The sequence below is a fragment of the Nocardia sp. NPDC049220 genome (assembly GCF_040647855.1).
GTDB lineage: Bacteria > Actinomycetota > Actinomycetes > Mycobacteriales > Mycobacteriaceae > Nocardia.
Genome location: NZ_JBEZDA010000009.1, coordinates 194,554 through 217,386 on the forward strand (window position 1 = coordinate 194,554; position 22,833 = coordinate 217,386).

At 67.0% G+C, this 22,833-nt stretch carries 19 protein-coding genes; 11 read left to right on the forward strand and 8 right to left on the reverse strand.

Annotated features, from left to right (window positions below):
* Positions 1–18: 18 nt before the first annotated feature.
* The gene (locus tag AB0C34_RS20680; RefSeq protein WP_357075168.1) at positions 19–1,989 is read right to left on the reverse strand and encodes a glycoside hydrolase family 15 protein; all 1,971 of its coding nucleotides are present in this window, start codon (positions 1,987–1,989) and stop codon (positions 19–21) included.
* A gap of 111 nt (positions 1,990–2,100) precedes the next feature.
* Between AB0C34_RS20680 and AB0C34_RS20685 the strand changes: the two genes are divergently transcribed.
* The 9 genes from AB0C34_RS20685 to AB0C34_RS20725 all read left to right on the forward strand — a co-directional run bounded on the left by AB0C34_RS20685 (position 2,101) and on the right by AB0C34_RS20725 (position 11,307).
* Positions 2,101–2,379: a hypothetical protein gene (locus AB0C34_RS20685; RefSeq protein ID WP_357075170.1), complete on the forward strand. Its 279-nt coding sequence runs from the start codon at positions 2,101–2,103 to the stop codon at positions 2,377–2,379.
* A gap of 425 nt (positions 2,380–2,804) precedes the next feature.
* Positions 2,805–2,894 carry an Ms4533A family Cys-rich leader peptide gene (locus AB0C34_RS20690; RefSeq protein WP_345789819.1) on the forward strand — a complete coding sequence of 30 codons (90 nt, stop codon included), beginning with the start codon at positions 2,805–2,807 and terminating at the stop codon, positions 2,892–2,894.
* A gap of 202 nt (positions 2,895–3,096) precedes the next feature.
* Positions 3,097–4,143 carry a sulfate ABC transporter substrate-binding protein gene (locus AB0C34_RS20695; RefSeq protein WP_357075173.1) on the forward strand — a complete coding sequence of 349 codons (1,047 nt, stop codon included), beginning with the start codon at positions 3,097–3,099 and terminating at the stop codon, positions 4,141–4,143.
* 120 nt (positions 4,144–4,263) lie between these two features.
* A complete protein-coding gene (gene cysT, locus AB0C34_RS20700; RefSeq protein WP_357075283.1) occupies positions 4,264–5,073 on the forward strand; it encodes a sulfate ABC transporter permease subunit CysT in 810 nt (269 codons plus the stop codon).
* Positions 5,070–5,876: a sulfate ABC transporter permease subunit CysW gene (cysW, locus tag AB0C34_RS20705; protein WP_357075175.1), complete on the forward strand. Its 807-nt coding sequence runs from the start codon at positions 5,070–5,072 to the stop codon at positions 5,874–5,876. Before cysT ends, cysW begins: the two co-directional genes overlap by 4 nt.
* On the forward strand, positions 5,873–6,868 hold the full coding sequence (locus tag AB0C34_RS20710) for a sulfate ABC transporter ATP-binding protein (protein ID WP_357075177.1): 996 nt from the start codon (positions 5,873–5,875) through the stop codon (positions 6,866–6,868). Before cysW ends, AB0C34_RS20710 begins: the two co-directional genes overlap by 4 nt.
* 551 nt (positions 6,869–7,419) lie before the next feature.
* Positions 7,420–8,562 (forward strand): Hsp70 family protein, encoded by a 1,143-nt coding sequence (locus tag AB0C34_RS20715; protein ID WP_357075180.1) that lies wholly within the window; start codon positions 7,420–7,422, stop codon positions 8,560–8,562.
* 143 nt (positions 8,563–8,705) lie between these two features.
* Entirely contained in the window at positions 8,706–9,713 is a 1,008-nt protein-coding gene (locus tag AB0C34_RS20720; protein ID WP_357075286.1) for a diiron oxygenase, read from the forward strand.
* A 7-nt stretch (positions 9,714–9,720) separates the two neighbouring features.
* A complete protein-coding gene (locus AB0C34_RS20725) occupies positions 9,721–11,307 on the forward strand; it encodes an FAD-dependent oxidoreductase (RefSeq protein WP_357075183.1) in 1,587 nt (528 codons plus the stop codon).
* A 73-nt stretch (positions 11,308–11,380) separates the two neighbouring features.
* Here the strand turns inward: AB0C34_RS20725 and AB0C34_RS20730 are convergent, their stop codons facing one another.
* Positions 11,381–12,151: an SDR family oxidoreductase gene (locus AB0C34_RS20730; protein WP_357075185.1), complete on the reverse strand. Its 771-nt coding sequence runs from the start codon at positions 12,149–12,151 to the stop codon at positions 11,381–11,383.
* Between the two features lie 499 nt (positions 12,152–12,650).
* Between AB0C34_RS20730 and AB0C34_RS20735 the strand changes: the two genes are divergently transcribed.
* A complete protein-coding gene (locus AB0C34_RS20735) occupies positions 12,651–14,789 on the forward strand; it encodes an Hsp70 family protein (protein WP_357075188.1) in 2,139 nt (712 codons plus the stop codon).
* A gap of 97 nt (positions 14,790–14,886) precedes the next feature.
* Positions 14,887–15,681: an HAD family hydrolase gene (locus AB0C34_RS20740; protein ID WP_357075191.1), complete on the forward strand. Its 795-nt coding sequence runs from the start codon at positions 14,887–14,889 to the stop codon at positions 15,679–15,681.
* Positions 15,682–15,832: 151 nt separating this feature from the next.
* Here AB0C34_RS20740 and AB0C34_RS20745 read toward each other — a convergent pair whose 3' ends face one another.
* From AB0C34_RS20745 to AB0C34_RS20770, 6 genes are all read right to left on the reverse strand, one after another.
* Positions 15,833–16,549 (reverse strand): anti-sigma factor, encoded by a 717-nt coding sequence (locus AB0C34_RS20745; protein ID WP_357075193.1) that lies wholly within the window; start codon positions 16,547–16,549, stop codon positions 15,833–15,835.
* Positions 16,550–16,965: 416 nt separating this feature from the next.
* Positions 16,966–17,727 carry a sirohydrochlorin chelatase gene (locus AB0C34_RS20750; RefSeq protein WP_357075289.1) on the reverse strand — a complete coding sequence of 254 codons (762 nt, stop codon included), beginning with the start codon at positions 17,725–17,727 and terminating at the stop codon, positions 16,966–16,968.
* A 133-nt stretch (positions 17,728–17,860) separates the two neighbouring features.
* Entirely contained in the window at positions 17,861–19,156 is a 1,296-nt protein-coding gene (locus AB0C34_RS20755) for a GTP-binding protein (RefSeq protein WP_357075196.1), read from the reverse strand.
* Position 19,157: 1 nt separating this feature from the next.
* The gene (gene cysD / locus AB0C34_RS20760; RefSeq protein WP_357075199.1) at positions 19,158–20,090 is read right to left on the reverse strand and encodes a sulfate adenylyltransferase subunit CysD; all 933 of its coding nucleotides are present in this window, start codon (positions 20,088–20,090) and stop codon (positions 19,158–19,160) included.
* A 62-nt stretch (positions 20,091–20,152) separates the two neighbouring features.
* On the reverse strand, positions 20,153–20,872 hold the full coding sequence (locus tag AB0C34_RS20765) for a phosphoadenylyl-sulfate reductase (protein WP_357075202.1): 720 nt from the start codon (positions 20,870–20,872) through the stop codon (positions 20,153–20,155).
* Between the two features lie 54 nt (positions 20,873–20,926).
* Entirely contained in the window at positions 20,927–22,738 is a 1,812-nt protein-coding gene (locus tag AB0C34_RS20770) for a nitrite/sulfite reductase (RefSeq protein ID WP_357075205.1), read from the reverse strand.
* Positions 22,739–22,833: the final 95 nt, after the last annotated feature.

Genomic DNA, 22,833 nt, shown 5'->3' on the forward strand with positions numbered 1-22,833 from the left:
GGTCGGCGAATCGCCCTACTAGGTGTGCGCGGGCTGGAACTGGCCCGCCCGCCGAGATTCCTCGGCTCTGATCACATGTGTCAAGGCGTTGATCAAGGCCAGATGGGTGAATGCCTGGGGGAAGTTACCGAGGTGGCGACCGCTGCGCGGGTCGATCTCCTCGGCGTAGAGCCCGAGCGGGCTGGCGAAGCCGAGCAGCCGCTCGCACAGATGCCTGGCTCGCTGTACTTCGCCGATCTCGACCAGCGCGGAGACCAGCCAGAACGAGCAGATCGTGAATGTTCCCTCCGCGCCGGTCAGTCCGTCGTCGGTGGTTTCGGTTCGATACCGCAGGACCAGGCCGTTCTCGGTGAGGCGGTCGGCAATGGACAACACCGTGGCGCGCACCCGATGATCCTCCGGCGGCAGAAAGCGGGTCAGCACCACGAGCAGCAGTGCGGCGTCCAACGTGTCGCCGCCGTATACCTGCGTGAACACTCCCTCGGCGTTCACGCCATGGGTGAGGATGTCGGTCTTGATCTCTTCGGCGATGGCGTACCAGTCGGCGGCATGCTCGAACTGGCCATGCAGCTCGGCCAATTTCGCGCCGCGGTCCAGAGCCACCCAGCACATTATTTTGGACGAGGTGAAGTGTTGCGGCTCGCCGCGCACCTCCCAGATTCCGCGGTCGGGTTCCTGCCAGTGTGTGATGGCGGCGTGCACCTGGCGAACCAGCAATGGCCACAACGTCTCGGGCACCTGCTGCCGTGACTTCACATGCAGGTACACCGCGTCGAGCATGGTGCCCCAGATGTCGTGCTGGTCCTGGTTGTAGGCGTTGTTGCCGACCCGTACCGGCCGGGCGCTGTCGTAACCGGTGAGGTGTTCGAGGATGTGCTCGTCGAGTTCGCGCTCGCCGCCGATGCCGTAGAGCACCTGTAGCGGAACCGGTTCGCCGTTCTCACCGGTCGTCGCGTCGTTGAGGAAGGCGAAGAAGTCGTCGGCCTCGCGATCCAGGCCCAGCGTGTACAGGCCCCACAGCGCGAAGCTGGCGTCGCGCACCCAGGTATAGCGGTAGTCCCAATTGCGTTGCCCACGTGGTGTTTCCGGCAGCGATGTGGTAGCGGCGGCCAAGAGCGCTCCCGTCGGCGCGTAGGCGAGTCCTTTGAGTGTGAGCGCACTGCGCTGCAAGTAGTCGCGCCACGGGTGATCCGGGAATTTGCCGAGCGTGATCCACTGGCGCCAGCATTCGGTGGTCTGCCACATCCGCTGTGCGGCGTCGTCGAAAGTACGCGGCGCGGGCAGCTCCGACCACGTGAGCGCGACGAATACCTGGTCGCCCTCTTTCATCCTGGTACGGGCCCGGGCTTGCCTGCCCTCCAAGCCGAGTCGCAGATCGGTGGTGAGCCGCAGGGACGGGCCCGCGCTCGGGTCGTCGCCACGGACCGCGGTCGCCTCCTCGTACACTTTGCCGGTGTACTCCCAGCGAGCGGAGGCCCGATGATAGGCGAACGCGGGCTCGCAGCTCATCTCGAGTTCTACCGTGCCGCTCACACATTTCACCGTGCGCAGTAGCACGTGTTCGGCGTCCCAGTCCATCGGTGTGCGTCGGTGCGTCCTACTGCGCTGGTCGTTGTTGTGCCATGGCCCGAGCACCATGGCGTCGCGCACGATCAGCCAGCCGGTGTCGGTCTGCCATGTGGTCTCCAGGATTATCCCGCCGGGCAGATAGCGGCGGGCGGCGGGAACGTTGACGCCATAGGGCCCGATCCGGAAGTGCCCCGCGCTGCGGTCCAGCATCGCGCCGAAGATGCTCGGCGAGTCCGGCCGCGGTATGCACATCCATTCGACCGCGCCGTTGCTGGCGATGAGGCAGTTGGTCTCGCAGTCGGAGAGGAAGGCATAGTCATCGATTGGGGGAAAGGTGCCGTGATGTCGCGCTTCGATCATGGCGGTCGACAGCGACATGCTGCCGGGTTCGTCGACAATGCGGTCATTGGAGGACGCCATACCCTATCTTCGGACCGATCCGTGTTCGGCGTCCACTGTTGCGGCCCCTCGATGTGGTTGCGAGTGCGTTGGTCGTGCGGAGCGCCGCGGCGGACCTACTAGGCTGGAGCCGTGCATCGCATCGCAGGTTGGTGGGACGGCTTCGAGCTGTGGGTCGCGGGATTGCCGTTCATCCCGCAGTTCCTGGTTGTCCTGGTAGGGATGGTCCCGATCAGCTTCGCCATCGCTTATGGACTCGACCGTCTGTTGCGGGCGGTGCTACGTCGCATTGATCGCAGGCACGCCGCCGCGGCAGTGCCGCCGGTGCTGAGTCCTGCGGCGTTCATTCCCGAACCAGAGCTGGTGGCCGCCGCCCACAGCGGTCGGCCCGTGCAGAGCGGGGCGCGCTGATGCCGCGTTCGCGGGTTCAGCTCGCGTTGGTCGCGCTGCTCGTGCTTGTCGTGGTCGCCTGGTTGCTCACCCGCTGAGCGCATACTGGTTCATGCTGGCCGGTCGTTGCATCTTTCGCTGAGTTCGGCGACCGCGGTCGCCGTCGTGCCGACATCTTTGCCGAGGAAGCGAGCTGTCCGGATCGGCGGATCGTCGAAGTGGTCGCCGATCCTGCCGCCACGTCAGGGCGTCGACGTTCTGGTGTACTGCGCGCTTCTCCGGGATCCGCACGCAGCCAGGCGCAGCGTGCAGAAGTGACGTTCGTCTACTCGGACCGCCTGTTGCGGGTACGAAGACCATCCAGGCCTGCGGCTATGGGCTGAGTCCTGCTGGTTGTCGAAGCACGATGGTTCGAACTCCCATCGTTGCTCTGTTACAGTCTGCCCGTGTCTTCGAGTGCCGTCCCGCAGGTCCGCCATGAATTGGCGTTGATCGCTGTCGGTGATCTCGCAGTCGCGGACATTCTCTGTCGCTGATCGGCGACGGGTCCTTTCGCGTCGCCCGCCCGCGGGCCGGCGCAACCTTCTCGCAAACGGACTCGACCTCTGGCGAGGAGATTCGGCCGACGAATCGCGATATCGCCGCGCAATGCGGCGCAGGTCCACCGAACACCGTTAGTTTTATCCGCCACCGACGCTATTACCGGACAATGGCGGTCCGCAGGAAAGGCCAACCCTGATGTCTCGCAAATCGTGGCTCTCCCCGCGTCGGCGCTTCGGCGCCGTCGCTGTCACCGCGCTCGCGGCGGTCGCGCTCACCGCATGTGGCGGCGGAGCCAGTGACACCGTCGGGGGAGGTGCCTCGGACGGCAGTGCGGGCACCCTGAACCTCTATGCCTATGCGGTGCCGAAGCCCGGATTCGACAAGGTGATCCCCGAGTTCAACAAGACCGACCAGGGGAAGGGCGTCCAGATCCAACAGTCCTATGGAGCGTCGGGCGACCAGTCCCGCAAGGTCAAGGATGGCGCGGCGGCCGACATCGTGAACTTCTCCGTCGAGCCGGACGTCACCCGCCTGGTCGACGCGGGCCTGGTGGACGCGAGCTGGAATGCCGACGCCAGCAAGGGAATTCCGTTCGGCTCGGTCGTCGCGATCGTGGTCCGCAAGGGTAATCCGAAGGGCATCAAGGATTGGGACGACCTGCTGAAGCCGGGCATCGAGGTGGTCACCCCGAACCCGTTCAGCTCGGGCTCGGCCAAGTGGAATCTGCTCGCGCCGTACGCGGCCGCGAGCGACGGCGGCAAGAATCCGCAGGCGGGCCTGGACTACCTGAGCCGGTTGGTCACCAAGGAGCACGTGAGGGTTCAGCCGAAATCCGGCCGCGAGGCGACCGAGACCTTCCTACAGGGCACCGGTGACGTGCTGCTGAGTTACGAGAACGAGGCGATCTTCGCCGAGCGCAACGGTGACCCGATCGAGCACATCATCCCGCCGGTCACCTTCAAGATCGAGAATCCGGTCGCGGTGCTGAAGACCAGCAAGAGTCAGGATAAGGCGGTCGCCTTCCGCGACTTCCTGTTCACCGCGCAGGGCCAGAAGGCGTGGGCCGAGGCCGGTTTCCGGCCGGTCGATCCGCAAGTGGCCGCCGACTACGCCAAGGACTTCCCGACCCCGCGGCAACTGTGGACGATCGACGATCTCGGTGGTTGGAAGACCGTCGACAAGGAGCTGTTCACCCCGAATACCGGTTCCGTCGCGGTGATCTACGACAACGCGACCAAATAATCGGGCGCCTCGTCGGACACGGGATACTGGACGATTGTGACTGCTAGCAGCAACGCCGGGACTGCGCGGGTAGGTGGTCGCGGCGGCTCCGCCACCGCGCCCGCACCCGCTCGCGGGGCCTTGTCATGGCTGCGCGTGACCGGCTCGGTCGGCCCGCTCGGTATCGCCACCGCGATGCTGTGGCTCAGCATCATCGTGCTGTTACCGCTGGCTGCGTTGACCGTGACCGGTTTCGAGGACGGTTGGTCCGGCTTCTGGGATGCGGTCACCGCTCCTGCCGCACTGGATTCGCTGCGCATCACCGTGCTGGTTTCGGTGGTGGTCGCACTGATCAATGTGGTGATGGGCACGATGATCGCCTGGGTGCTGGTCCGCGACGAGTTCGTCGGCAAAGGACTGGTCAACGCGCTGATCGACCTGCCTTTCGCGCTACCGACGATCGTGGCGAGCATCGTGCTGCTGGCGTTGTACGGCCCGCAGAGTCCGATCGATATCCACCTCAACGCCACCCAGCCGGGCTTGATCGTGGCGCTGGCGTTCGTCACGCTGCCGTTCGTGGTGCGGTCGGTGCAGCCGGTGCTCATCGAGGCCGATCGTGAGGTCGAGCAGGCCGCGCTGTCGCTCGGTGCGAACAACTGGACCACCTTCCGCCGCATCGTGCTTCCGACACTGGCGCCCGCGATCATCAGCGGCGGCGGTCTCGCCTTCGCCCGCGCGATCGGCGAATACGGTTCGGTGGTGCTGATCGGCGGCGCGATTCCGCGCAAGACCGAGATGGCTTCGCAGTACATCCAGAAGCAGATCGAGATCGACCGGCCGGTGAACGCCGCGGCGGTATCGGTCGCGCTGCTGGTCATTTCGTTCGCAACGCTGCTGGTGCTGCGGCTACTCGCCGAACGATCCACGCGCAAAGAGCAGGCCGACCGATGAAACTGGCCGCGTCGACGCGTATCTCACTCCGGACGGTGGCGCTCGGCTATCTGTTCATTCTGCTGCTCCTGCCGTTGCTCATCATTCTGTGGCGCACCTTCGAACGGGGTGTTGGTGCGTTCGTCGACTCGATCTCAACCCCCGCGGCGGTCTCGGCGTTTCAGCTGTCGATTCTCATCGTGGCGATCGTCGTCCCGTTGAACGTTGTCTTCGGCATCGTCACTGCGATCGCACTGGTCCGCGGCAAATTCCCCGGCCGCACTCTGGTGCAGGGCATCGTGGATCTGCCGTTCGCGGTGTCGCCGGTGGTGATCGGCGTCTCGCTGATCCTGCTGTGGGGCGCGGGCGGTTGGTTCGGTGGCCTGGAAGACCTGGGCGTGCAGGTCATCTTCAACCTGCCCGGCATGGTGATCGCCACCATTTTCGTCACGTTGCCGTTCGTAGTGCGCGAGGTCGAGCCGGTGCTGCACGAGATCGGAGACGACCAGGAGCAGGCCGCGGCCACCCTCGGCGCCTCTCGGTGGCAGACGTTCTGGCGTATTACGCTGCCCGCGATCCGGTGGGGCCTGACCTACGGTGTGGTGCTCACGGTGGCCCGCGCGCTCGGCGAGTTCGGCGCGGTGATCATGGTGTCCTCCGCCCTACCCGGAAAGTCACAGACGCTGACGCTGCTCGTGCACGGTCGATACATCAATGACCACAACACCTTCGGCGCCTATGCCGCCGCGACGTTGCTGATGGGTATTGCCCTCGTGACTCTTCTGCTGATGACCCTCCTCGAGCGTAAGCGGGGCGCCAAGTGATCACCGTGACCAACGCGAAGAAGAACTACGGCTCGTTCGCGGCCCTCGACGATGTCACCATCGACATCCCATCCGGGGAGTTGACCGCGTTGCTCGGCCCTTCCGGCTCGGGCAAGTCGACGCTGCTGCGGTCGATCGCCGGCCTCGAGTCACTGGACTCCGGCGTGGTCACCATCGCCGGACGCGATGTCACCCGGGTGGCGCCGCAGAAGCGCGATATCGGTTTCGTGTTCCAGCATTACGCGGCGTTCAAGCACATGACGGTGCGCGACAACGTGGCCTTCGGCCTGAAGATCCGCAAGCGCCCGAAGACCGAGATCGCCAAGCGCGTCGACGAACTGCTCGGGATCGTCGGGCTGGACGGCTTCCAGCATCGGTACCCGGCTCAGTTGTCGGGCGGGCAGCGTCAGCGCATGGCCCTTGCCCGCGCGCTGGCCGTCGACCCGCAGGTGCTGTTGTTGGACGAGCCGTTCGGCGCGCTGGACGCCAAGGTCCGTGCCGACCTGCGTACCTGGCTGCGCAGGCTGCACGAAGAAGTCCACGTGACCACCGTGCTGGTCACCCACGACCAGGAGGAGGCGCTCGACGTCGCCGATCGGATCGCGGTGATGAACAAGGGCCGCATCGAGCAGATCGGCAGCCCGGAGGACGTGTACGACCGGCCCGCCAACGAATTCGTGATGTCCTTTCTCGGCGCGGTGGCCCGGCTGAACGGACATCTGGTGCGACCGCATGACATTCGGGTCGGCCGCGACCCGAGTATGGCCCTCGCCGAGCACGAGGGCACCGCGGAATCGGCCGGCGTCACCAGGGCAACGGTCGAGCGTGTTGTCCACCTCGGTTTCGAGGTGCGCGTCGAACTCCGTAACGCCGCCACCGGCGACCTGTTCGCCGCGCAGGTCACCCGTGGCGACGCGGAAGCGTTGCGGCTGTCGGACGGTGAGACGGTGTACGCGCGTGCCACACGCATCCCGGAACTTCCCACGCATTAGCCAGCAGTTCGCGGCGAACGGCGCACGTTGGCGTCGGCGCGCGGCAGTGGTCCCGTGGCTGGGGTGTTGCCGATCGTCCTGCCCGCTGCGTGATCTCGGGTCGCGAAGCTGGACGGACGGCCGCTCCGAACCGTGCCGAGCTGCGAGGGGTAGAGTCGCGTCGGCGTCGGTAATCGCGCCGAACGCATGGCCGAATCGGTCCGATGCGGCACGCCGATGGGCGCACAGGGGCGATGCAGCTAATCTGTCGCAACCTATCTCGTGGGTGGTTCCAGCACGTGGTCCAGTGTTGATTCGGGAGGGATTGCTGGGATCGGCTTACGGGCAAACCGTGATGGGCTGGTCCGAACCTCGCGTGTCGCAGGGAAACCCGACTGGGTGGCCGGTGTCGGCGCGGCACGCAGGTGAGTCCGACCGATGGCCGGAGTGTGGGACGTGGTCGGTACAGGCGGCTTGCGGACAATCGGTTGTCCAGGGTTGGCATGAAGATCGCGGAGTGGTTGCCTGGACTGCGTTCGAAGCAAATCGGCGCGGCGATCAGGTGGATTGCGATGGCGGTTGGTCTCGGTTTGAGCATCGGTACGGTGAACACGGTTTCCGCACTGGCGGAGGAAGGTTCGGCCAAGGCCCCGCCGGGGCACCGCAAAAAGCAGTGTTCGCAGGCGATTACCCGCCGCACGACGTTGACCTTCGATAGCACCGGCTCGGCCCGGGTCGGCATGATTCCCCGGCACGGTCGCGCGATCGTCGAGTTCGCCGATCTCACCCAGCGTTCGATCATGCGGGCACGGGTGCGGCATCGTCCGCTCTCGCGTGCGAATCTCGTCGCGACGGTCGCCGACTGTGTGATTCGCGAGGTGCTGGACGATCATCCGTCGTGCAGCGCCGGTGTCGGCATCGCCCTAACCCACCCAGCCGGCTACAGCGGTGAGCAGGTGGGGGAGCTCCGTGCGGCACTGGACGCTGCCGATCTCACCACGGTGGCGCTGGTCGCCGAACCGATCGCGGCGGCGACCTGGCTCGAGGCCGACCGCGGACCGCTCATGCCCGGCCTCGCGCTGGTCTACGACCTCGGCGGCACCAGCCTCGACGTAACGCTGGTCCGGGTCGGCGCCGGTCGTCCGCACAATCCGATCGTCGGTGAGCCGTTGCGCTCCACCGAGTTCGGTGGTCGCGCGTTCGGTGCGCTGGTCGCCGAACGCGCGGGTCGCGGTCTGCCGTCGTCCTCGGTCGCGGAGGCGGTGACGGAGGCGGCTGCGGACGAACTACGCAGGGACCTTGTCAAGGAATCGCTGCAACTCGTCTACCGCTGTCTGCGGATCGCGGACGTCACCATGGCCGATGTCGACTGTGTCCTCGTGGTCGGCGGCGCGGCACGGCCGGTGGAGGTGGCCCAGGTGCTGGCGGCCGAGTTGGCCAGGCCGGTGCTGATCGCGCCCGATCCCGAGCGGACCGTCGCCGACGGTGCCGCGATCATCGGTCGCAGGGCGGCGGCCGCGGCCGAGGCGCAGTCCGACCAACGCGACGGCAGCGCCCGCCGCCGCGCGGTCACCCGCGCGCTGGTGCTGTCCCGCCGCACCAAGCGCCGGTGGACCAGGGTCGCTGTCCTCGCGGTGTTGGCGTTGACCGGCGTCGGTATGTCGGTCGCGGTGCCCGGTGACGGGGTGATCGTCGGGTTGTCACAGGTCGGGTAGCGGTAGGTGGGCTGTCCGGCGGTGCTCGCGATGAGGGCGGGCGCCGCCGGGTGACCCGGTGCATGCTGGGTTGACGTTACTCTCCGTTGGTGTAACCATGGGATACAGGTAAAAGGTCCCACCGAGGAGAGGCAGTGACGACGATGTCAACAGCCGTTACGCCCACAGTCGATCCCGATCTGGCCAAGGCGCAGGAGTACGCCGCCAAGCTGCTGCTGCTCTCCGAAGGGTCAGTCGACAAACATTTCGATCCGTTCGAGGACATCGATTGGGACAACCCCGATTTCGCCGTCGATGCCGGTGCGGAACGCTGGATCCTGCCCGTATCCGCCGATACGGTCGGGCGTCACCCCTGGTATCGAGGGCTGTCGACCGAACAGCAGATCGCGGTAGGCAAGTACCGGCAGGCCAATATCGCCAAAGTCGGTCTGCAATTCGAGTCCATCCTGATCAGTGGCATGGTGATCCACAACTTCGGCCTGCCGAACGGTTCGCCGGAGTTCCGGTATTGCTCGCACGAGATGATCGAGGAGCACAATCACACCCTGATGTTCCAGGAGATGGTCAATCGGATCGGGCTGGACGTACCGGGCATGGGTCCGCTGACCAGCAAGTTCAAGTACTTGGGCGCGCCGGTGGCCGCCCGGTTCCCGAATCTGTTCTTCATGGCGGTGCTGGCCGGCGAGGAACCGATCGACCACATCCAGAAGCAGATTCTGCGCTCGGGTGAACAGGTGCACCCGATCATGCGCGGTGTCATGGCCATCCATGTGGCGGAAGAGGCGCGGCACATCTCGTTCGCGCACGAGTTCCTGAAAAACCATGTGCCCCAGGCGGGCGCGGGCGAGAAGTTCGTGCTGTCGCTGGCCATGCCGATTGTGATGTGGATTCTCGGTCGCGCCATCGTGACACCGCCGCGGTCGTTCTTTCAGAAGTTCGACATTCCGGACAAGGTCCGCAAAGAGCTGTTCTACGGGTCCAAGGAAGCCACACAGGTTTTCAGCGACTACTTCTGCGACGTGCGCACGCTGGCCAAGGACATCGGGCTGATCAACCCGGTTTCCACGATGGTCTGGAAGCTGCTCCGGATCGATGGCCACACCTCCCGATACCGCTCGGAGCCCTTGCGCGCCACGAACAAGGTCGCCTGAACCTGTCATGCCCTATGTCGTCACCCAGTCGTGCTGCAGCGACGCGTCGTGCGTCTACGCCTGCCCGGTCAACTGCATACACCCGACTCCCGACGAGCCGGACTTTCCGACGGCGGAGATGCTGTACGTGGACCCGAAGGCGTGCGTGGACTGCGGCGCCTGCGCCACCGCCTGCCCGGTCGACGCCCTGGTGCCGGCCCGGAACCTGACCGCTGAGCAGCAGCCGTTCCTCGAGATCAACGCCGACTTCTACCGGCGGACACGTCCGCGCCCACTGCTGGCCCGGCCGGTGCCCGCGGCCGAAATCCACACCGATCGGCAGCCGCCGCGCGTAGCGATCGTGGGGTCCGGGCCGTCGGCGATGTACGCCGCCGACGAGCTGCTCACCCAGTCCGACGTGTCGGTGACCGTATTCGACCGGCTGCCGGTGCCTTACGGTCTGGCCAGGCACGGCGTGGCGCCGGACCATGACAAAACCCGCAAGGTCGGCGAGTTGTTCGACGTGATCGCGGCGCAGCCGGGGTTCGGCTCGTACCTGAATGTCGAGATCGGCGTGCACATCTCGCAGGCCGAGTTGCTCGGCCACTTCCACGCCGTGATCTACGCGGTGGGTGCGTCATCGGATCGCAAGCTCGGTATTCCGGGTGAGGGGATCGCCGGCAACGTGCCGGCCACCGACTTCGTCGGTTGGTACAACGGTCATCCCGAGCACGCCGACCGCGTCGTCGAGCTGACCGGGCGGCGCGCGGTGATCGTCGGCAACGGCAACGTCGCGCTGGACATGGCCCGCATCCTGACCAGTGCGCCCGACACGCTCGCCGAGACCGATATCGCCCCGCACGCACTGCGGGCGTTGCGCGACAGCGAGATCGAGGAGGTGGTCGTGCTCGGTCGCCGCGGTCCGCTCGAATCCGCGTTCACTGTGCCGGAATTCGTCGGTCTGCTGGGCGCCGATGTCGATGTGGTGATCGAGGGCGAGCTGCCCGAGCCCGGGGCGCGACTGCCCTATCAGATCGAACAGAAGCTGCGGTTGTTACACAGCGCGCGTGCCCGCCCGGTCCGAGGACGCAAGCGAATTGTGTTCCGGTACCTGGCCGCACCCACCCGAATTCTCGGCGCCGACCGGGCGCTCGGTATCAACGTCGGCCGCACGGAACTCGTCACCGATCCCGACGGTCGCGTCCGCGCGGTCGCGACGGGGAGGATCGAGCGTTTAGACGCGAGGTTGGTGCTCACCTCGGTCGGCTACCGCGGCGTTCGGGTACCTGATCTTCCGTTCGACGAGAACGCGGCGGTGATCCCGAACCAGGGAGGCCGGGTGCTGGACCGGGTGGGCGGCACCGCACTCTGCGGTGTCTACGTCACTGGCTGGATCAAGCGCGGCCCTACCGGTTTCATCGGCACCAACAAGTCCTGTGCGCAGCAGACCGTGCGGCAGCTGGCCACGGACTTCAACGCAGGTCGGCTACCCGAACCCACGGGCACCCCGGCAGATTTCGACCGTCTGGTGCGGGCGCGTCGGCCCGCGGTCCGCGCCGGAGGGGCCGCCGCTGTTCGGCCGAGCCGGATTCGGCGTCTGCTGGCTCGCGCCTGAAGAAAGCCCACCGCGGCGGACCGAGGCGGTGCTGTTCCTCAGGGCGGTTCTGCCGTCCGGCCGCACTGGACGGTCAGCGTGCGGTGAACCCGCCGTCGATGGCCAGCGCCGCTCCGGTGACGAAGCTCGCCTCGCGGCTGAGCAGGTACGCACAGAACGAGGCGATCTCATCGGGCGTGCTGATCCGGCCGAGCGGATGCAGCGCGGCGATGGCCGCCACTCCCTCAGGCGTTGCGCCCATCGAGTTCCGGAACGCCGGCGTGTCGATCGCCCCGGACACCAGGGCGTTGACTCGAATACCTCGGTCGGCCGCCTCCAACGCCACCGCTCTGGTCAACCCGACCACGCCGTGCTTGGCCGCTACGTACGGCGCCACCGAACCCATGCCGACCACGCCCAGATTCGACGCGTTGTTCAGAATCGCCCCGCCGCCGGACGCGGCCAGCGCCGAGACCTGGTGTCGCAGGCCATAGAACACGCTGGTCAGATTCAGTTCCAGGTCGGCGCGCCAGCCCGACTCGTCGATCTCCGTGACCGGCCCGACCGCGCGTACGGCACCCGCGTTGTTGAACGCAGCGTCCAGGCGGCCGTATTCGGACAGCGCCGCCTCGGTCAACCGGGCCACATCCTGTTCCACCGTGACATCGGTCGGCACGAACAGTGCGCGACCGCCGGCCGCGCGGATGTCGGCGACCACCTGTTCGCCCGCGTCCTTGCCCCGTGCGCCGAGCACAACTGCCGCGCCCTCGCCTGCGACCCGAATCGCCACCGCTTTGCCCACCCCCGAGCTGGCGCCGGTGATCAGGACGACTTGCCTCGCGAACCGCATACCCATCGTCGTCATATTCCCTTCCACTCTTGCGATCTCACCGCCGTGGTGTGACCGCGCTGTCGAGTCAAGCCGGACCGGAGCGGCATCGCTGGCGGGTATCAGCCGTTGCATTTGACGTGTCATTCGATGGCTCGGTGCAGAGCGTCATCGGAAATATGAAGCAGTGGCGATGATTTGGTTACCGACCAGTTGGTGCCTATCGGATGGTGTGGAATGGGGGAGCGGAGCCATCTCTCGGTCGGATTTCGACGCGGATAACCAGATCGCTGTGCGGTAGCGGAATCTAGCGAGCCGCAGTGAGATTGGCCTGTCCGTGAGGCTGAACGCATTAGCTTCGATGTCACTACCTGGTGATATGGGCAGCCGGGGCGATTGGAGGGAAATCGCATATCAATTACGCATCTGTATGGACGCGAAGCAGCTAACCTGTAGTCGCTGTTTGGAAGACGACCGCGGCCGCTGGGATCCCCTGTGCGATAGACGTGGTCACGGTGCGTTGACGGGATAGCGGATGACCACAGGTCTGGGTTTCAGCATCGGTTCAGTGAACTCGGTGACGGCGTCGGTTCGCGGTGCGCACACGCGCCCTGTGGTGCGGTCTCGTCGCACCGCGGTAACCTTCGACAGCGCGGGTGGTCTTCGCGTCGGCGGGATTTCTCGGTTCGGCATGGCGATCACGGATTTCGCTGATCTGAGTCGTGACCCGGAGACTGTTGTCGTCGGGGGCCGATTATGGTCGCCCGCCAACTTGGTTGCCGCGGTCGTGCAGGAACTGCGTGCGGCCGAGTCCGCGGCCACCGAAGCAGGGGTCATAACGACCTACCCGGCAGCATATTCCGACAAACAGGTCGCGCTGTTGCGCCAGGCGCTCGCCCTGTCGGGCGCGGGCGATGTGCTGCTGGTGCCCGAGCCGGTAGCTGCGGCCGAGTGGCTCGAGTACGAGCACGGCCCGTTGGAGTCGAATTTCGTGCTGGTCTACGACCTCGGCGGCACCAGCCTGGACGTGACCGTGGTGCGCGTCGGTCCGGACTGGGACAACCATCCGATGATCGGAAAGCCGATGCGTTCCTACGACTTCGGCGGCCGCCCGCTGGGGTCGATGATTGCCCGCTACGCGCCTGACCCCGCGCGTCGGTCGATGACGCCGATCGTCGACATCGATGGACTGCGCACCGCGCATGTACACGACTCGCTCGAGGTGGTGCGCGCCTGTGTCCGGGCGTCAGGTGTCACGATGTCCGACATCGGTCGCATTCTGCTTGTCGGTGGCGCGTCCCGGCCCGCCGAGGTGGCGCAGACGCTCGCCGAACTCGGTAGGCCCGTGGTGATTTCGGCTGACCCCGGTCAGACCGTCGCCGCCGGCGCTGCGCTCATGGCGGCACGGACGACGGCGCTCGGCACGTCCGGCGGCCGGGCGGCGGTGCCGCGCGCGGCGGTGGTCTCCAGTGCCGCCGTGGTTTCCGCGGTCGCCATGTCGGCGGTGACAGTTTTCGGCGGACCTACCGCTCCCGGTCTGTCGCCGTTGTCCAAGCGCTTCCCGGACATCGTCGCGCCGACCGAGGCCCTGTTGTTCGACGCGCGCGGCGAGCAGGTCGCCGAGGCATGGTCGCGGGTGACCGCCACCGCGCGGTGGCACGCGGGGTATGTGATGCCATCGTTTCTGTCGCCGCGAGCTTCCCTGTACAGCCGCCTCATCACGCCTGCTCCGCGCGGCGCGACGTACGGCCCTTCGGTCTCCGACTCGCGGTTCGGCTCGCATCGGGAACCTCGAGACCGCTGTGGCCCGATGAACCCCCGCGACGGCAGGTATACCAACCCGACCGTGTTCGTGAATTCGCTGCCGTTCGTACTCGATCTTCATCGCCCGCCCAGCGGCCACGGTCGGCCGCCCGTGCCTACTCAGCCTCCCGCGCCGGGTGCTGACACGCCCGCTGGACCGCCCCCGGGCTCACCCACCCTGCCGCCCGGTACCACCGTGCCCGCACCCCAGACGGGTTGGCCGCCCGCGATCCCGAATCCTGCTACTCCGCCCGCTTCCGGCGCGACAGTGCCGGGACACTCCACCGACGCTCCGTCCACCGAAGCCGGTTCCGACACCCCGGCATCCGGAATCTCTTCCGGTGGCGAGGGCGACTCCTCCGGCGACACTTCCTCCGAAGGTGCGTCGACCGCGGGCAATCCTTCGGAGGCGTCGCATGGTGGAACAACATCGCGGCGCGATGGGTCCACCAGCGGGACAACGCATGGTACTTCCGCCACCGGCGATTCGTCCTCTTCTGTTGGGTCGGCGGGCGGGCCGTCGTCCGTCGGCTCTACCGGGGCAGCCTCGAACCGCGGGTCCGCGCCGGGGGGTTCCCGATCTGGGGGTGGTTCCGGTGGCGTGTCGGCGGGCGGTATGACCGGAGGGCCATCATCTGTCGGCTCGACGGGGAGAGCCTCGAACGGCGGTTCTTCGCCGGGTGGTTCCCGATCGGGTGGTAGCCACGGCGGATCTCCTTCCAGCGGCGCGTCCTCGGCGGGAAACTCCTCGGGCGCTCCGGCTTCCGGTGGCTCGGTAGGCCGTTCCAGCTCGGGTGGCGGGTCGACCTCCGGCGGTTCGGCTTCGGGCGGTATGGGCGGCGCCGGCATCGGCGGGGGCCGGGGTCGCTAGCAGTGCACCGAAGCAGTACCGATCCTGGCGCGCGAATGGCGGTCTCGGAGCGGGTGATCTACTGACGACATCGACCTTCCGCAGGCACAATGGGCTGGTGGTATCCGGGGGACCCCAGCTGATCGCGCTGGATGTGGACGGGACGTTGCTGGACGCCGGGAGACCGGTCAGCGCACGGGTGCTCGCCGCCGTGCGCGCGGCCGTCGGGGCGGGCGCGCATGTGGTGGTGACCACCGGGCGCACCCTACTGACGGCGCGTCCGGTCCTCACCGAACTCGGATTGAACGAAGGGCACGCATTGTGCTCGAACGGCGCCGTGCACATCGACGTGGCCAAGGGCGAACCGGTCGCCGTGCAGGCCTTCGACCCGGCCCCAGCGGTCACCGCGCTGCGCGCGCTGTTCCCAGAAATGATCTTCGCCGTGGAGAAGGTCGGGATCGAAACGTGGGCCACCGGAATCAGCCCGGGCGAATTCTCGATCGGGGATTACTTGCTCGTCGACCACCAGGCATTGAGCAGCGAACCCACTCCGCGCCTGAACGGCTGGTGGCCGGAGGGTTCACTGCCAGAGATGTTGCGCGCGTTGCGCACCCTGCAGGTGCCCGGAGCGAGCTGGGTGCACGGCGAGTTCGGCCCGTGGCTGACCGTCTCCCGGCAGGGCGTGTCCAAGGGCTGGGCGCTGGAGCAAGTGCGCACCGTGCTCGGCATCCCGCACGCGGCGACCTTGGCCATCGGCGACGGCTACAACGACCGCGAGATGCTGCGCTGGGCAGCGCATTCGGTGGCGATGGCGAACGCGCCCGAGCAGGTGCGCTGTCTCGCCGACGAAGTCACCGACCATGTCCTCGAGGATGGCGTCGCCACCGTTCTGGAGCGTTGGTTCCGAACCTGACGCGGCTGTTTCGGGGCGGCAGTCTGTAGCGTTGCCTCGACGCCGATTGCGGCGGAAGCACGCGATCGCGACCGTTGCGCTCGCGCGCGGCGGTGTCAGCCTTGCCGGGCACCGGTGGCCCGCGCCATCGCGCGTGCGCCGTCGGATCGACTCACGCCAGATCGATCCGGACCACCTCCGGTGTCGTCGGCCGCGGCGACCCGCCGCTCGGCTCGGTGGTGATCGCGATCAGTGCGGTGTCGTCGGGCAGATCGGCCGCCAGCTCGAGGTATTCACCCGTGGTGTGCAACATTCCGGCCGACCGCGGTGCGCCACCGACCGGAATCATCCACAGCTGGTAGGCGTGGACATCGTCCAGCGCGGGCAGATGGACGGCTGACACGACCACCTTGCCCACACTGTGCGACAGCACCGCTGTGGCCGTGGCGCCGTCGATGTGCACCGTGCCGTTGCGAGTGACGGAATCGGCGGCGCGCCGCACCTGTTCGGTCGCCGATGTCGCGGCGCCGTCTACGTTGCGATCGATCAGACCGAGTCCGGCGATCAGCACGAGCGCGGCGGCCACCGCGGCCGCGACACCGGTCACGATCCGTGTCGTCCACGGGCGACGGCGGGAAATCGGCGGGGCGTGCACCTGACACTGCTCCGATGCCGCCGGGATGTCTTCTTCGAACAACTCGAGCGGCGGCAGGATGGCGGTGTGGCCGAGCGCGTCGATCCCGGCGAGCGGCGGCATGATCCGGGTCGAATCCAGGTCGTTCGGCCCGTCGGCGGACGATTGCGCACTGGTGCGTTCCTCGGCGGGCGGGCGGCTCTGCTCATCCGCATCCGCATCCGCATCCGCATCCGTTGCGAGAGTGAATAGCATGTCCTGATTGTTTGCTGGGTTGCTGACGCCATCGGCGTCCGAGGCGCCGTGTATTGCTCGGGCACGGATGACCATGCGGTGTCCTTCCAAGCCTGACCAAGCCGGATGCCGTTCACGCACACAACGGCGGGGTGTGCGGTAGATCATATGATGCCGCTCTCGCTGCAACTAATCGGCTACCCCGACGCGTCGACGTCCTCGCCCGCGCGCTCAGCAGCGGCCGCTTCCGAGGCACCGTCGGATCGAGGCATTCGGGCGGCAGTACGGCTCGACGCCCGCGCATGAGTCCGCTCGGCACCCTGCCACCGTGATCGGGGACGTGGTGGTAGCGATCTATGAGGTTGGCGGCGCGCCGTTGACCAAGCGGTCGAAGTAGGAGCCAGGTCTCGGCGGCGAAAGACGGCGCCGGCTTCCGGTCAGGCCGAAAGCGTCGACGACTCGGCGATCGCCGCGTGATAGCGATCCAGGATGACGTCGGTGAGCGCCGGGTGCGGACCGAGGACGTCGGCGTGGATGGCCCGCGGCGCTGCGCGCACCAGACGATCGGTCAGCAGCCCTGGGGCCAGAAACCACGGTGCGACCAGTACGCGGTCCGCACCGTGGGCGTGCAGTCGCGACATCGCCTCGGCCACAGACGGTTCGGTGGTCGCGAAGCAGAGTTCCGTGCGCAAACCGGTGAGCGCGGCGAGTCGACCGGCCACCTCGGCAGTACGTGCGTTGGCGGTGGGCGACGTCGACCCGACCGCCGCGACCGCGATGCCGAGGCGACACTTCGCCGACGGGTGCACCCCCTCCGCGGCCCCGCAGGCGGCCAGCACTCGATCCTGTAGCGCGGCGACGAGCCGGGGATCGGCGCCGAGAACGTCGGCCTGGACCAGCCGTAACCGGGGGTAGCGGGCGCGGGCGGCGCCGAGCAGGCCGGGCAGGTCGACCCTGGCGTGGAAGGCGCTGCCGAGCAACAGAGGCGCCACCACCGCGTGGGTGTGCCCCTGCGCCGCGACGGCATCCACGACCTGTTCGACCGAAGGCGCGTTGAGGTCGAGGAAGGCCAACCGAACATCGAGGTCCGGTCGTGCGCTCGCGACGGCCGCGACGACCGCTGACACGGTCGCCGCCGACCGCGCGTCCCGACTACCGTGGGCCACCGCGATCAGCGCGGGAGGCCGGCCGGTGGTCATGCCGCCGACAGCCGGCCGATAGCCGAAACGGGTGGTCGGAGAGCCCGCTAGTCCGGTCGCGGCGCCGGCAGGCACAGTATTCGCCCCGCGCACGAGCGGCGCGGCGCACAACGGGGCTTGCGTGCTGGGCATTTCAGGCTCCGGTGCCGACCTCGACCGCGGACAGCACGTCGCCGACCAACCCTGCGGCCAGCGTATTGCCACCGGCTGGATCGATCAGCAGGAAACTGCCGGTGTGCCGGTTCACCCGGTAGTTGTCGGCGGCGACCGGCTCGGCGACGCGGACCGAGATGCGCCCGATGTCGTTGAGCGTCAACGACTCCGGACTCGCGTCCGCGCCCAGGCGTTGCTCGTCGAAACGCTCGAGCAGCGTGCCGACGATCGCTTGGGTGGTCCGGGTGCCGTGCTTGAGCAGCAGACGCGCGCCGGGACGCAGCGGTTTGTCGCCCAGCCAGCAGACTGTGGCATCGAATGTGTCGAGGGGCTCGGGTGCGTCGGTCACCGAGGCGATGACGTCGCCGCGCGAGATGTCGACTTCGTCGGCCAAGATCAGCGTGACACTGCGGCCGGTCTGCGCCACCGCGAGTTCACCGTCCGGGGTATCGATCCGCTCGACGGTGGTGCGGATTCCGGAGGGCAGCACCACGACCTCGTCGCCCGGCGCGACTGTGCCCGCCGCAATCTGCCCGGCGTAGCCACGGTAGTCCGGGTAGTCGACAGTGCGCGGTCGGATCACATACTGCACCGGGAACCGCAATCCCAGCGAGTGATCACCTGTGCTGTCGGCGTCCACTGGCACCGACTCCAAATGCTCGATCAGCGACGGGCCGCGGTAGTACGGGGTGTTGTCCGAGCGCGTGGCGATGTTGTCACCATGCAATGCCGAGACCGGGATCTCCAGGACGTCCTCGCTCGACCAGCCCAGCGTGCCGGTGAGCTTGGTGAACTCCGTGCACACGTCGGCGAACACCGTCGCGGGGTCGTCCACCAGATCGATCTTGTTCACCGCGAGAACCAGTTTCGGCACACCGAGCAGTGCCAGCACCGCCGCATGACGGCGGGTCTGCTCGATGACGCCCTTGCGCGCGTCGACGAGCAGGATCACCAACTGCGCGGTGGACGCTCCGGACACGGTGTTGCGGGTGTACTGCACGTGCCCCGGGGTGTCCGCCAGCACGAACGAACGCCGCGGCGTGGCGAAGTAGCGGTAGGCGACATCGATGGTGATGCCCTGTTCGCGTTCTGCGCGCAACCCGTCCACGAGCAGCGAGAGATCGGGTGTGGCAAGGCCTTTGTCCACCGACGCGCGGGTGACGGCGTCGATCTGATCGGCCAGGACGGATTTCGTGTCGTAGAGCAGACGTCCGACCAGAGTGGACTTGCCGTCGTCGACAGAACCGGCGGTGGCCAGCCTCAATAGGTCGGACATGTCAGAAATAACCCTCTCGCTTGCGGTCTTCCATCGCGGCTTCGGAGACGCGGTCATCGCCGCGGGTCGCACCACGTTCGGTCAGACGGGACGCGGCGACCTCGGCGAGGATCGCTTCGTTGTCGGCCGCGTCGGAAAGAATGGCGCCGGTGGACGATCCGTCGCCGACGGTGCGATAGCGCACCGACCTGGTCGCCAGCACCTCGCCCTCGCGTGGGCCGCCCCAGACGCCAGGTGTCATCCACATGCCGTCGCGCTGATACACCGGACGCTGGTGCGCGTAGTAGATGCTCGCCAGGTCGATGTCCTCGCGGGCGATATAGCGCCAGATGTCGAGCTCGGTCCAGTTGCTCAGCGGGAACACGCGCACGTGCTCGCCCGGCGCGTGCCGCCCGTTGTACAGGTTCCACAGCTCGGGACGCTGCCGCTTCGGGTCCCACTGTCCGAACGCGTTGCGCAGCGAGAAGATCCGCTCCTTGGCGCGGGAGCGCTCCTCGTCGCGGCGGCCCCCGCCGAACACGGCATCGAAGCGGTGTTCACCGATCGCGTCCAGGAGCGGGACGGTCTGCAGCGGGTTGCGAATGCCGTCGGCCCGCTCGGTGAGTCGTCCGTCGCTCAGGTAGTCCTCCACGCGGGCCACGTGCAGACGCAGCCCGTAGCGCTCGACCACGGTGTCCCGGAACCCCAACACCTCGGGCAAGTTGTGTCCGGTGTCGACATGCAACAGCGCGAACGGCAGCGGCGCCGGCCAGAATGCCTTCAGCGCCAAATGCAGCAGCACGGTGGAGTCCTTACCACCGGAGAACAGGATCACCGGTCGCTCGAATTCGCCCGCCACCTCGCGGAAGATGTGGATCGATTCGGACTCCAGCGCCGCGAGCGTGTCGAAATCGCTGATCCCGAGGGAGCGTTCGCTTCGGATGGTTTCGGTCATGCTGTATCTCTCTCTGGCGTGCCCGAGGGCCCTACGTGGTTACGCACGCTGCCTTCTCCGGGTCATGCGGTGTGTAATCCGCATTCGGTTTTGGCGAGGCCGGCCCAACGGCCGCTTCGCGGATCGGATCCCGGCTCCGGTTTGCGTGTGCACGGTGCGCAGCCGATGGACGGGTAACCCTCCTCGACCAGGGGATTGACGAGCAGGCCGTGCTTTTCGATGTAGGCCTGCATCTCGTCGTCCGACCACGGTGCGATCGGGTTGATCTTCACCAGTCCGAATGCCTCGTCGAAGGAGATGAGCGGGGCGTTCGCGCGGGTGGGCGCCTCCACCCGGCGGATACCGGTGACCCAGGCGTTGTAGCCGGTGAGCGAATTCTGCAGTGGCACGACCTTGCGCAACCGGCAGCACTCGCTGGGATCACGCGCGAACAGGTCCTTGCCGAGCAGCTGGTCCTGGGCAACGACAGAGTGCTGCGGGCGCACGTCGATCACGTTCACCCCATACACGACCGCCACCGCGTCGCGGGTGCCGATGGTCTCCGCGAAGTGATAGCCGGTATCCAGGAACAGGACGTCCACACCGGCGCGGACCTGGGCGGCAAGGTGCACCAGCACGCCGTCCTGCATGTTCGAGGCGACGATGTAGCTGGAACCGAAGGTCTGCTCGGTCCACCGCAGCAGTTCGATCGCCGAAGCGTCCGGCCCGAGTTCGGCCGCGCCCTGTTCCGCGAGGGCCCGCAGCTCGTCCGCGGACAGTTTGTCCTCGAGTTTCGTTGTCACAATTGATCTCCCGTCACCGAGCCGATGCCTGTCCCAGCTCTGCCCGATCGCCGCTCAGCGCAGGTCGGCCTCATCGGCGCGAACCGTCCACTGCGCGAACCGTTCACCCGCTTCGCGGTGTTTGATGAAGTTGCGCACCACCCGCTCGATGTAGTCACCGAGTTCGGTGCTGGTCACCTTGTGCTGGCGGAGCTTGCGGCCGAAGGCGCTGTCGAAGCCGAGGCTGCCACCAAGGTGAACCTGGAAACCCTCCACGTGATTCCCGGTGCCGTCATCGACCAGCTGACCCTTGAATCCGATGTCCGCGATCTGCGACCTGGCGCATGAGTTCGGGCAGCCGTTGATGTTGATGGTGATCGGCACGTCCAACTGCGCGTTGATATCCGCGAGCCGCTCTTCCAGTTCCGGCACGAGTACCTGAGACCGCTTGCGAGTCTCGGCGAAGGAGAGCTTGCAGAACTCGATGCCGGAGCAGGCCATCAGGTTGCGCCGCCACAGCGAGGGACGGGCTTGCAATCCCAGGGGCGCCAACTCGTCGATGAGCGCGTCGACCTTGTCGTCGTCGACGTCGAGCACGATCAACTTCTGGTACGGGGTGAACCGGATGCGGTCGGAACCGATCCGCTCCACCGCGTCGGCGACTTTGGTCAGAACGGTGCCCGACACCCGGCCCGCGATGGGGGAGAAGCCCACGGCGTTGCGCCCATTGCGCAGTTTCTGCACGCCGACGTGGTCGATCGGTGTGGTCGGCTGCTCCGGCGCCGGGCCGTCGATCAGCTTGCGCTTCAGGAACTCGTCCTCGAGCACCTGCCGGAACTTCTCGATGCCCCAGTCCTTGACCAGAAATTTCAGCCGGGCCTTGGTGCGTAGGCGGCGATAACCGTAGTCGCGGAACAGCGAGACGACGGCCTCCCACACATCCGGGACCTCCTCCAGCGGCACCCACACGCCGACCCGCTGCGCGAGCATCGGGTTGGTCGACAGGCCGCCGCCGACCCATAGGTCCAGACCGGGGCCGTGCTCGGGGTGGACCACACCGACGAACGCGACGTCATTGATCTCGTGCACCACATCCTGCTGACCCGAGATGGCGGTCTTGAACTTGCGCGGCAGGTTGGAGTACTCCTTCTTGCCGATGTAGCGGCGCACGATCTCGTCGATCGCGGGCGTCGGGTCGATGATCTCGTTCAGCGACTCCCCGGCCAGCGGAGAACCCAGAACTACGCGCGGGCAGTCGCCGCACGCCTCGGTGGTCTTCAATCCGACCGACTCGATCCGCTTCCAGATCTCGGGGACGTTCTCCACCTCGATCCAGTGGTACTGCACATTCTCGCGGTCGGAGAGGTCGGCGGTGTCGCGGGCGAACTCGGTGGAGATCTGGCCGAGCGTGCGCAATTGCGCGACGTTCAGCGCGCCCGCGTCGCAGCGGATGCGCATCATGAAGTATTTGGCCTCGAGCAGGTCGATGTTCTCGTCGCCGGTCCAACTGCCGTCGTAGCCCTGTTCGCGCTGGGTGTAGAGACCCCACCAGCGGAATCGGCCGCGCAGATCACCCTTGTCGATGCCGTCGAAGCCGGTCTTGGCGTAGATGTTCTCGATCCGGGCTCGGACATTGAGGGGGTTGTCGTCTTTTTTGGACTGCTCGTTCGGGTTCAGCGGCTCGCGGTAACCCAGCGCCCACTGGCCTTCGGCCTTGCGCCGCACGGGCTTGCCGGTGCGGGCGCGCGGTCCGGTGGATGCCTCGGGACGCGGGCGGTCCGGGCGGGCGCGGCGTTCGGAGAGCGGGCGTGCGGAGTGTGTGGTGTGACCCGGACGGGATTCGGGCTCGGGTTGATCTTTCGGACCGGCGTCGGTGCTCGACGTCATGGGGTCGCTCCTGCGGGGTGGGTGGTACATCCGTGCTGAGGGCGTGAGGGGCTGGCTCATGCCTGCGGTGTCAGCGGCCGATGGGGTCCGAGGTG

Excerpts from the sequence above, each read along its gene's own strand:
- AB0C34_RS20680 (WP_357075168.1), bottom strand. The coding sequence starts at position 1,989 with ATGGCGTCCTCCAATGACCGCATTGTCGACGAACCCGGCAGCATGTCG.
- AB0C34_RS20695 (WP_357075173.1), top strand. The coding sequence starts at position 3,097 with ATGTCTCGCAAATCGTGGCTCTCCCCGCGTCGGCGCTTCGGCGCCGTC.
- cysW (WP_357075175.1), top strand. The coding sequence starts at position 5,070 with ATGAAACTGGCCGCGTCGACGCGTATCTCACTCCGGACGGTGGCGCTC.
- AB0C34_RS20715 (WP_357075180.1), top strand. The coding sequence starts at position 7,420 with ATGGCGGTTGGTCTCGGTTTGAGCATCGGTACGGTGAACACGGTTTCC.
- AB0C34_RS20720 (WP_357075286.1), top strand. The coding sequence starts at position 8,706 with ATGTCAACAGCCGTTACGCCCACAGTCGATCCCGATCTGGCCAAGGCG.
- AB0C34_RS20725 (WP_357075183.1), top strand. The coding sequence starts at position 9,721 with ATGCCCTATGTCGTCACCCAGTCGTGCTGCAGCGACGCGTCGTGCGTC.
- AB0C34_RS20730 (WP_357075185.1), bottom strand. The coding sequence starts at position 12,151 with ATGACGACGATGGGTATGCGGTTCGCGAGGCAAGTCGTCCTGATCACC.
- AB0C34_RS20735 (WP_357075188.1), top strand. The coding sequence starts at position 12,651 with ATGACCACAGGTCTGGGTTTCAGCATCGGTTCAGTGAACTCGGTGACG.
- AB0C34_RS20745 (WP_357075193.1), bottom strand. The coding sequence starts at position 16,549 with ATGCTATTCACTCTCGCAACGGATGCGGATGCGGATGCGGATGCGGAT.
- AB0C34_RS20750 (WP_357075289.1), bottom strand. The coding sequence starts at position 17,727 with ATGACCACCGGCCGGCCTCCCGCGCTGATCGCGGTGGCCCACGGTAGT.
- AB0C34_RS20755 (WP_357075196.1), bottom strand. The coding sequence starts at position 19,156 with ATGTCCGACCTATTGAGGCTGGCCACCGCCGGTTCTGTCGACGACGGC.
- cysD (WP_357075199.1), bottom strand. The coding sequence starts at position 20,090 with ATGACCGAAACCATCCGAAGCGAACGCTCCCTCGGGATCAGCGATTTC.
- AB0C34_RS20770 (WP_357075205.1), bottom strand. The coding sequence starts at position 22,738 with ATGACGTCGAGCACCGACGCCGGTCCGAAAGATCAACCCGAGCCCGAA.